This window comes from Mucilaginibacter sp. (assembly GCF_039935595.1).
In the GTDB taxonomy this organism is placed as follows: domain Bacteria; phylum Bacteroidota; class Bacteroidia; order Sphingobacteriales; family Sphingobacteriaceae; genus Mucilaginibacter.
Window position 1 is genome coordinate 1 of sequence record NZ_JBDTJZ010000196.1, and the last position, 10191, is coordinate 10191.

Genomic DNA, 10191 nt, shown 5'->3' on the forward strand with positions numbered 1-10191 from the left:
CAACGCACCTCATCATTTTTTTCATGTCGTTATCGCTTTTTGGCGTAGGTTGTGCTTCCATCACATGGGTTTTTATATCTACACTTGCCCCCAAAGGCTTGATTGACATTACCGGCGGCGTATTCAATTTTATAGGCCAGCTATCCGGTGTGGTGGTACCTGTTGTGATAGGCTTTTTAGCCCGTGGCGGCAACTTTGCACCGGCTCTGTTCTTTATTGCTTTGATAGGTTTTTTGGGTGCCTGCTCGTATATATTTTTAGTTGGCGATGTGGTACGTGTCAAATCAAAAACAGCAATTGATGCGTAAATTTTTAAGCTGTGACTAAAATAAAATCTAAGCTTCCTTACTACACCGATATCAACGATTTTTTGGCCTCCATACCTTGGCCGGGTAGAACAGAGAATCCTGATTTTTACTGCTTACGCTTAAAACGCCTTGACCCGGGCAGGCAGGTTTATAAGCCACCATTTATACGATCTTTTTACTTTTTTGCGCTGTTATTTAACTCAGGTAAGATAGAAGTGAAGTACGGTGAGCAGAATATCCAGGACCCGGACTCTTATCTCGTCTTTCATTCTCCGAATTTGGTCTACAGCTTTGCGCATAACAATTCACTGGAAGGATATATCATATATTTTAAGCCGGAATGCTTTTCCTTTTTTAAGCCCAATTTTCACAAGCAATTCCCTTTGTTCGATGTGGTCAATACCAACCTGTTCAAGTTTGACCATAGTGTCTTTGAAAAATTAGCACCGCATTTTGAAGCTGTTTTCACCGCTTATGAACTTTCAAGTAATGCGCAACACATGGAAGCCCGAGTAAAATTGTTAGGCTTGCTCTATTATATGCATGCCTTTGCATTGGAAAATCAAAAAGAGGTTTCCCCGGCTACTAGCCAGCAAATTTTATTACGCAAATTTATCCAGTTAATTGACCAGCATTACATTGTTAAACAAACGGTTAGTGAATACGCAGCCATTTTATCTATTTCTTCCAATTATCTTTCACAATCCGTTAAACAGGAATCCGGTAAAAATGCGCTGACTTTTATTGCGGAACGCATTGTCAAAGAGGCCAGGTCGCTCATACAATACACGGATTTTAAGGTTGCCGAGATTGCTTACCAGCTTAATTTCTCCGATCCTGCAAATTTTGGCAAATTTTTCAAAAAGCATACCGGCGTTTCGCCTTCGGATTTCAGGAAACAACGGCAATGATTAAATAGACCAGTTTTTCCAATTTTTTCACCGATTTAATTAGATTAGTATAAGAATCTTTGTGCTTACAAACTTAATATGAAACACGATCCCGCTATAGACACCTATATCTCCAATGCAGCAGATTTTGCCAAACCGATCCTTAAGCACTGGAGAAAGCTTATTCAAGAAAATTGCCCTGATGTAGACGAAGCGGTAAAATGGAGTTTTCCGCATTTTGATTACAAAGGCGATCATATGTGTATGATGGCGGCCTACAAAAGCCATTGTTCTTTCTCCTTTTTAAAAGCCGGGCTAATGAGCGATGCTCGCCTTAAAGCCAATAAGGATCTAAAACCTATCCAACGATTTTTAGGGAAAATCACCAAAATCGAACAACTACCACCGGATGAAGAATTTATTGCGATGCTGAAAGAGGCGGTCACCTTAAATATAAACGGTATAAAAGTTAAAAGGGAGAAAACGGCCTCGGAAAAACCAAAGATACTGGAAACACCTGATTATCTAACCGAAGCCTTAGCGGCCAATCCTAAGGCTAAGGAAGTTTTTGAAAGTAAATCCAACTCGTTCCGAAAAGATTATATCATTTGGATCACCGATGCAAAAACGTCAGAGACAAGGGAAAAAAGGATCAATGAAGCTTTGGAATGGATTGCCGAAGGGAAAGGCAGATTTTGGAAGCATCAAAATAAATCCGACAATGTGAAATTAATCCCCTGGTCGGTGTTTCACCGCACCAGTGTGTACAAAGCGGTGCGGTGATAACACCGACCGCAGGCTAAATTTTAATAAACTATTTATGATGAGCAAAACTGAAATTTCGACCGAAAACAATTTCCTTACACTTATTAATATTTTTACGGTGGATCCCGCAAACCAACAACAACTGGTTGATCTGTTGATTGCCGCCACAGAAGGTAATGTCAACAAAATTGCTGGTTTTATTTCTTCAAGCTTACACAAAAGCCTGGATGGCACTAAAGTTACGATGTATGCGCAGTGGCGAAGTTTAGCAGATTATCAAAACATGCGTAATAATCCTACCGCATCGCCTTATTTGGAACAAGCTCTTCAAATAGCCACGTTTGATTCTGGAATGTATGAAGTAGTCAGGACCTTTATGCCATTTCAATAACTCCATGCTAAAATAGTAAGGGTTGCTCGCAAAAGCAACCCTTACTATTTTCAGCATATTTTATTGCGCCACAAAATTCCATTTACTATTATCGCTGGTCACATTAAATTTGGCCAATGCCGGTGTGCTGTCGCCGGAGGATACCAGCGCTAATTGCTCTTTTGAATTGGGAACTATCTTAGGCATAATACGGTAGGTACCATCGGTTAACTGATCAATCCGCCATAATTGTTCGGGTGCGCCGGTAAATGCTGGCACGGTTATCACTTCGGCATCCGCGGTTGCTGCTAACGCCCTTTCTGTCCCTGCTATTGTAATTTTATAATACGGGCCGCCTATATATCCGCTTGAATCAGGAGCCGGCGTAATGCTCCATTTTTGATGCGGGCGAGACATATATTCATTTAACCGGGTAGTAATATCGCCGGTTGGCCAGGTTTTTATTACATCAGTTAATTGCTGCAGCGGAACCGGTTTTATCGGTGTGTTGTCGCCCCCGCCACCAAAGCCGCCTCTGCCACCCGGCATACTGATCAAGTCAACAGCCAGCTCTAACCCAAAGCCCCTTCTTTCTGATTGTATCTCATAAGTTCCGGCTTTAATGTTATTACCCATAATAGGCCACCCATTTTTCCAAACTATCGGCATTATACCTAATACGCTGCGTCCCCCCTGATCCAGATCTGCTTCCCAGTGGAAAGACATTTTTTCAATGCCTGGTTCAATGATCATGCGCCCAAAATGGCCGGGGCCTATTAAAGTTCCCCGAGTGGTAGCAACCATTTTGCCACCGCCTTGCAACATAGGGCGGCCTACATTATCTACATAAGGGCCGGTTACGCTTTTTGAACGACCAACCAAAATATTGTAGGTAGAGTTAGGACCCGCGCAGCAGGTGGCATGAGTACCCAACAGGTAATACCAGCCGTCGTGATATATCATATCCGAAGCTTCGCAAACAATGGCCACGTTAACAGGCTTATTACCCACTACCCGTTTGCCTGTTTTAGGGTCAAGCTCAACAACGCGGATAAATCCAAAATAGGTGCCATAAGATAACCATAGGCGCCCGGTAGTTGGATCAAGCATTAAACCGGGATCAATAGCATCGTTGTCTTCGTAGCCATCAGATGTAGCAACCACTACCGGGTCAGAATATTTAAAGTCGGGCGATTTTGGGTCCAATGTTTTGTTCCACATACTTAAAATGGCGCCTTTGTGGTTGCCGCCGCCACCGGTTGCGCCATATACCACCAAAAAGCGGTTGCCAATTTTCATGGCATCAGGCGCTGCACCATTGCCGGGCCTTACGCCGCCGCTATGCCATTTCCATCCATCGTCAGATACTATGCCGCCGCCACCTGTGCCAAAGCTGTAATACTTTCCGTTATCTTCAACAACGGTTGACGGATCATGGATAAATGGCCTTCCTATTTGTGCTATGGTGGTTTGTATTATCGATGCTACTAAAAACGCAGTAAGGCCGATTAATTTCATTCTTTTCATAATAACTTATATATCAGAATAATGTATAGTTTAAATACAGTGAATTTTATTGATAACTAAGGGTGAAGTTTTTTACCGGCGATCCGTTCTCATCTAAAATACGAACGCAAAAGTTAGCCATACCCTGCCCGTTTAAAACCGCCGCGCGAACAATGTTCCTGCCCTTTTTAAGGGTTAAAAGCGGCGAGGTAGCCAGATCCGCTATAACATCCTTATCGCCGGGAACTACCAATACTTGCTTGCCATTTAGCCAAAATGCACCTGCCGAATTGGGGCCTGTAGATAGCCGCACGTTTTTAATGTCTTCGGTGCAATTGATGACGGTAACCAGCCAAAACAGTACGCCGTTGCGTATGGTGTTGGTTGCGTAGCTAAAATGGTATAAATTAAAGTTGAAATACTTGCTGTCTAACGCGTACCATTTCAGGTCCTGCCCTGCTACTTTTACCGTTTCGCCATTTTTGGGGATGGCATTATAATCGGGTGAAAAATTATCGGTAGCTAAGGTTGTATTCAAATAGCTTACCGTCATTGTACTATTGCTGCGATTGTTCTTAATCGGTTCCAACACCAGCCAACGCTGAATAAATCCATTGGCATCGGGTGCTTTTTTTACGTTAGTGGCGGGCGTAAAGCTGTTGGTTAAGGTATGTGTGGTATCGCCTGCCAGCGGTATGGGCGGCATGTTCGATCTTCGTCCCGGGCCACCTGCACCCGGCCCCTGCGCAAAAGCGTTAATGGCACCCGCTTGTAATCCAAATAAAACTACAAATGCCATAACCGGCAGCAGGGAACTGTGTTTTCTGTTCATAAAGGTTTGGTTAGTAAGGTTATTGTTTTGAAATTCAGTTTACTATAATGTAAATCTATAAAAACGAAGTTAAAAAGAAAGAGGGAATGTTAATTAAGCTTACAGAGGGTGGTTTTGGCGGAACGCGATGGTATTAAACACCGTAAGCTTTTATAGCTGCACAATATTATTCCTTATAGCAAATGTTACTAACCCGGTAACGTTACGCGACCCTGTTTTTACCAATAAATTGTTGCGGTGCCCATTAACAGTTTTAACGCTGATAAATAGTTTTTCGGCAATTTCTTCTGCCGTGAATTGTTGGCAGGTTAATTTAAGCACCTCTTCCTCTCGTGGTGAAATATTGGTTAGGAGTTTTTTAGTCGGCCTTATTGTTTTGGCCATACTGCCTTGAATAGCCTTTAATGTGCGGGTGTTAATATAGCTCCCTTTTTCGTATACAGAAACAATAGCCTGTTGCACTTCTAACAGGGCACAATCTTTAACCAGATAGCCATGCGCGCCATGCTTTATAAGTTCGGCCATAAAATTTTCATCGTCGTGTATAGAAAGGATAAGCACCTTTATATGGGGGAATTCTTCGGCCAATGCCAAGGTTAGGTGTAAGCCGCTATACTCCTTTTTTTCTTGCGGTGGTAATGATAAGTCTATTAACATCACATCGGGCAAAACGATGGCATTTCGCAATTTTTCAATAACCGAAAACCCATCGGGGCTTTCAAAGATCACTTCAAAATTAGGCCAATTGTTCAGTATTGCCTTAATGCCTTCTCTAAACAATAACTGATCTTCAACAATACCTATTTTAATGATGTCTTCCATATTAATGCGGTTTAGCTATGAGGTATGGTAATGGTTATTTTAACACCTTTTTCGTCGCCATTTTGGTATTCAAACCAACCGGTCATGGCCCTGGCCCGGGCTTCCATACTAATAAACCCCAATCCACTTTGGGTTTTGGCAACATCCGGAAACCCAAGCCCATCATCTTCAAAATTAATGATCAAACTGCCGTTTAAACAATCAAATTCTAAAAAAATATTGCTCGCTTGTGCATGTTTAATGGTATTGTTTATCATCTCCATCACAATCCTGTAAATACCCAGCGTGGCCGGCCAATTAAGTATAGGCCAATCGCATTTAACTAAAAAATTGACGGTTATCTCACCCGAGCGATGAATATGGTCGATAACAGATTTTATCGTTGTTACCAGTCCAAACATTTCTAAATGTGGCGGCATCAGTTGGTGGCTAATGCTCCTTACGCTTGAAATTGCCGTTTCGGATAAACTGATCAGGTTTTGAATACTTTTATTTTGATTGTCTGTTTGTATATCTTTTTGTTGCATCAGCATCAGGTTCATTTTAATAATTGATATTATCGCTCCCAATTCATCATGCATATCCTGGGCAATGCGCTTCCGCTCCTCCTCTTGCACCATAATACTGTTTTGCAAAAGTTCGTCCCGCTGTTTTGCTTCAATTTCGGCTTTTTCAAGCTCAAGTTCCATCAGGTTTTTCTGGAAATTCTGGTACAACACTACCACTCCTACCGCTATAATAAAAAGGGCAACCGTAAAGGGTACTATGATATCAACTAAGCTCACTTGCGTTTAATATGTTTCCAAATGGCAATTATAAAACAGGTGCACATCACTACTGACGCCAGGTCATTGTATATCCAGATATAATTTACAGTTGTTTTGTTAGAGTTACTGATCAGAAAATTTGAAAAATAATAGATCAGTATAGTTGTGAGAAGATTAACAAAAATACCCGAATTTATGAGGGTGACAGTTTTACCTATGGATGCTTTATTCATTCCGGACCGGGGATCTAACAAAACAATGAAAGCAAATATTGATAACATAATTAAGATAATAGACTCGGTAATCTGCGCGTATGAATTGAACGAGTCAATATGCTGTATAAATATACTGTTGCCAACAGAGAATACGACGAAGACAAATATTAGTGTAAAGAATATCTTTTTATCCAGATACGGTTTCAGAAATGAATAATAGAAATGCGTCAATAATGTGAATTCTATCGGTACATCTATATGCAATAAAAATAAGTTGTGAAGTTTTAAAACAGAGAGTGTAAGTTGGCTAATTTGAATTACAGCGTTAAATAATAAGAATAATTTAAACGAAAATAATTTGGGGTCAAATCTTTTAAAATACACCAAAGCCAACGTACCCGCCAGTAAAGGCGGGATATTTGACGCATCCATAATCAGGCGAACTAATGACATTTGCATATTTTTACTTATATCATGTTGTTATTAATCACAAGGTGGGCAGGGATTGTTTAGGTCTATCACATACATCCCGTCTTTATTAAGATTCAATTTAATATCTTGTTCGGGTTTCGTTGATTTGTTGGTTGATAGCGCGCCACAAAACAAACACTTGTTACAAGGGTTTTGCCACGGCATTCCATTTTTAGCGTAATAGAGGTTACCACTTTTGTCAAATACCAGGTCTACAACCACAGTATCTGTCCCGTTTGTCTGAATTTCAACAGGGTGTGCATACATTTTTATGGTGTTTTTAGCATAATCATATCCCAGCATTGTTTTAAGTCTCAAATGTTCGCATTGCACGTAATCATAAAGTTCGGCATTGTTTAAACCCAGCGACAGCAATACGTCAGTGTTTCTTAATATGCCCCCGCCATAGGGTACCTTATCTTTGTTTTTAATATATGGCTTGAATATCGAATCACAAATCACATCAAATACCGCCTGATGATATTTTGCAGTATCAAGTGGCACCAATTCTTTGGCAATTATTTCTGAAGGGATCGGCTTCGGGGCAAGGTTCCAGCGACAGTTTACTTTAAATATTATTACAATACACAAGGCAACTACTATAGTTGCCAAAAGAAGCGTTAGCCATTTTGATGATTTCTTCATGTCTTAAAGGTTAAGTTATTTTTTTACAATAATACTTTAAAAAATCGTTCTATGTAGCTATTATAAAGCTATTTACACCACAAACAGGTAATTATACCTATGCTTTTTAACATAAACAGTTATAACTATTGGTTTAATATATCAGATACTTATACGCTTACGTGCTATTTAATTAGGCTCCATCTTTACATCATCAAAAAGCTTTTTGTAAAGTGGAGCAGAACCCACCATAAAAAACGACCTGGCCGTACAGGTTAATGCGGAGGCGGATATCCGAAAAGCCAAACGAGTAGGAAAAAACAATAAAATAATGGCAACAATTGACATTCTATGTGTAATTGACACAAATGGTTTAATGCAACAAAACTTGAACCCCGGAACGCTGCAGGCGCCAACATCGCTTGGATCTTACAGTAATTCAGACACCTTTGTTTTTATGATCTGCGACGGGCAATATGCCAATACCGATCAGGGTAAGTCAGAACTTATAATAAACGCTTCAGTAGGCGACACCGTCAGATGGACGATTACCGACCCGTCAACAGGCTTACTTACCGATCAAACAGCTCATTCATACAGCTGTATACTTTATAACTTTGCAAGTGCAGGCCCGGGTACCGGCCAAATTACCCAACCCATTTTGGTAACACAGCCTGCTGTAATGTATTACAACAGCTCTGATAACCAGCCAAGTGCCGCAGCCTACATGTGCTCTGCATGGACAGCTTCTATTTTAGAAATTGGTACGGTACAGTATTCGTGGTCATTTCAGGTAATTGATTGCGTAAGTGGCTCAACCGTTGGATATTACTCCTGGGATCCTTTTATAAATATTACAACCTAAACGTAATATCATTAATTACACCATACGGTAGCGGTTTTGCATGGCTATCGTATGGTTTGTTAGACCTTCATTTTAGATTAAAATTTTTTAATTAAAAAAGCATGCATTAACTCAAAAAAATAATACGGCCGGCAAATATGGCTTTGTCACTGAAACGGAGGTCAGAAAAGTCAATAAAATAAGAAAATAAAAAAAAACGACATCATGAAAACTAAAATATTACTATTTATTCTTGTTTGGTCACAAGCAACCGCAATTTTTGGACAAACAGTAATCGCTAACAATACCAAGCTGTTGGTAACGAACGATAAAAACACCTGGGTAGAAGTTTATATAACATTTGCCGCTCAAAATAAGAAGAACCAATGCTGCGCTACTCCGGCAGGTTTGGCAGATTTTAAATTCTTAAAAACAGTAGCCCCCCTGATGGGTAAATTTAAACTTGGGCCAAAATCCAGCCAGGTTTTTGATGCGAAGGGTAAATGTTTCAGCGGGAATATTTGCTTTTATATAGCACCACAGTGTCCAGTAAAGGGCGCCGATTTTAATCACGGGAAAAATGGAACGAGCATTGCGGAGTTTACTTTAAACCCCAGTAAAACCTGTCAGGAAACCTTTGATATAAGCTGCGTTAACGGGGTTAACAGTTTCATTAAGGTAATTACTGCGTCCACAGCCGGTTGGGTATACGGCCCAAATAATACACCCATTGATACAGTATATAATAAAGACTTACAACAAAATGCCGGCCTACCGGGTGTATACCCTGTAAATTGTACTACTTGCACCGGCACAGCCAATGCACCTTGTCCATCGCTACCCAAAGGCCCCGTACAAAAACAGGCAATATGCAATGTACAACGTTCGGGCAGAGGTGGGCTGGTTAGGGTAATACTGCAAAACCCAATGCCAGCAAGCTCGCGATCAACTGCTTTAAAATAACAGATCCGTTTCTTAATGAAAATCTCTAAAGGATCTACATGCTGATCAAATTAAGACAGGGTTAACCCCCCGGTACAAAGTCCATTTCCAGCCTCTGGGCGGTATTATCACCGCACCGGAGGCTTAATTGGTTCCTCGCTATTGATCGGTTTATTGGTAGCCGGTTTTATTTTTATATCAAACTGAAAATAGTAGCTTTGATATACCAACTATAACCATTATGAAACCTATTTTATTATTACTTGCTTGTGTACTTATCAAAGCAACCGTTATCGCCCAGCCTGCCCCCATTAAGGTAGATGAAGGCCTATTACAGGGTACAACCGAAAACGGATTAACCATTTACAAAGGCATACCTTTTGCAGCCCCTCCTGTGGGCCAGCTACGCTGGAAAGCTCCGCAACCTGCCACAAAATGGACCGGCGTACGTATCGCCGACAAATTTGCCCCGGGCCCTATTCAGGGTGGCAACCCTCCTTCCGGAAAAAGCGAGGATTGTTTATACCTGAATGTTTGGACACCCGCCAAAACAGCTAACGAAAAGGTGCCCGTATTGGTTTGGATATATGGTGGCGGCTTTAGTGCCGGTGCCACTTCTGAAAGTAATTATAATGGCGCGGTGTTAGCTAAAAAAGGTGTAGTGTTGGTTTCGGTAGCTTACCGTGTTGGGCAGTTGGGTTTTTTGGCCCATCCTGAATTAAGTGCCGAAGATTCGCACCATGTTTCGGGCAATTATGGCTTGCTGGATATGATAGCAGGGCTTAAATGGATACAAAAAAACATAGCTGCTTTTGGCGGCGACCCTAAAAAGGTT

12 protein-coding genes and 1 pseudogene are annotated in these 10191 nt (G+C 41.0%); 7 read left to right on the top strand and 6 right to left on the bottom strand.

The genetic code is table 11. The features are described 5' to 3' along the window. From ABI367_RS13735 to ABI367_RS13750, 4 genes and pseudogenes are all read left to right on the top strand, one after another. Positions 1-308, top strand: a pseudogene (locus tag ABI367_RS13735) (MFS transporter); the annotation flags it as partial. A gap of 11 nt (positions 309-319) precedes the next feature. After that, a complete protein-coding gene (locus ABI367_RS13740; protein ID WP_462228046.1) occupies positions 320-1219 on the top strand; it encodes a helix-turn-helix domain-containing protein in 900 nt (299 codons plus the stop codon). A 78-nt stretch (positions 1220-1297) separates the two neighbouring features. Beyond that, complete coding sequence (locus ABI367_RS13745; RefSeq protein ID WP_462228047.1) at positions 1298-1981, top strand: YdeI/OmpD-associated family protein; 684 nt, start codon at positions 1298-1300, stop codon at positions 1979-1981. Between the two features lie 40 nt (positions 1982-2021). After that, on the top strand, positions 2022-2354 hold the full coding sequence (locus ABI367_RS13750; protein WP_462228048.1) for an antibiotic biosynthesis monooxygenase family protein: 333 nt from the start codon (positions 2022-2024) through the stop codon (positions 2352-2354). 60 nt (positions 2355-2414) lie between these two features. Here ABI367_RS13750 and ABI367_RS13755 read toward each other — a convergent pair whose 3' ends face one another. From ABI367_RS13755 to ABI367_RS13780, 6 genes are all read right to left on the bottom strand, one after another. Then, the gene (locus ABI367_RS13755) at positions 2415-3851 is read right to left on the bottom strand and encodes a family 43 glycosylhydrolase (RefSeq protein ID WP_462228049.1); all 1437 of its coding nucleotides are present in this window, start codon (positions 3849-3851) and stop codon (positions 2415-2417) included. Positions 3852-3906: 55 nt separating this feature from the next. Beyond that, positions 3907-4671, bottom strand: coding sequence for a hypothetical protein (locus ABI367_RS13760; RefSeq protein ID WP_462228050.1), 765 nt, complete (start codon positions 4669-4671; stop codon positions 3907-3909). A gap of 150 nt (positions 4672-4821) precedes the next feature. After that, a complete protein-coding gene (locus ABI367_RS13765; RefSeq protein WP_462228051.1) occupies positions 4822-5493 on the bottom strand; it encodes a response regulator in 672 nt (223 codons plus the stop codon). 11 nt (positions 5494-5504) lie between these two features. Continuing rightward, positions 5505-6278 carry a sensor histidine kinase gene (locus ABI367_RS13770; protein WP_462228052.1) on the bottom strand — a complete coding sequence of 258 codons (774 nt, stop codon included), beginning with the start codon at positions 6276-6278 and terminating at the stop codon, positions 5505-5507. Beyond that, positions 6275-6928: a hypothetical protein gene (locus ABI367_RS13775; RefSeq protein WP_462228053.1), complete on the bottom strand. Its 654-nt coding sequence runs from the start codon at positions 6926-6928 to the stop codon at positions 6275-6277. Before ABI367_RS13775 ends, ABI367_RS13770 begins: the two co-directional genes overlap by 4 nt. Positions 6929-6958: 30 nt before the next feature. Further along, positions 6959-7591: a hypothetical protein gene (locus ABI367_RS13780; RefSeq protein ID WP_462228054.1), complete on the bottom strand. Its 633-nt coding sequence runs from the start codon at positions 7589-7591 to the stop codon at positions 6959-6961. Positions 7592-7901: 310 nt separating this feature from the next. On the opposite strand from ABI367_RS13780, the gene ABI367_RS13785 reads away from it, so the two are divergent. The 3 genes from ABI367_RS13785 to ABI367_RS13795 all read left to right on the top strand — a co-directional run. Then, positions 7902-8435: an AidA/PixA family protein gene (locus ABI367_RS13785; RefSeq protein ID WP_462228055.1), complete on the top strand. Its 534-nt coding sequence runs from the start codon at positions 7902-7904 to the stop codon at positions 8433-8435. A 204-nt stretch (positions 8436-8639) separates the two neighbouring features. Beyond that, positions 8640-9377 carry a hypothetical protein gene (locus ABI367_RS13790; protein WP_462228056.1) on the top strand — a complete coding sequence of 246 codons (738 nt, stop codon included), beginning with the start codon at positions 8640-8642 and terminating at the stop codon, positions 9375-9377. A 220-nt stretch (positions 9378-9597) separates the two neighbouring features. Continuing rightward, on the top strand, positions 9598-10191 hold a 594-nt coding region (locus tag ABI367_RS13795), incomplete at its 3' end, for a carboxylesterase family protein (RefSeq protein ID WP_462228057.1).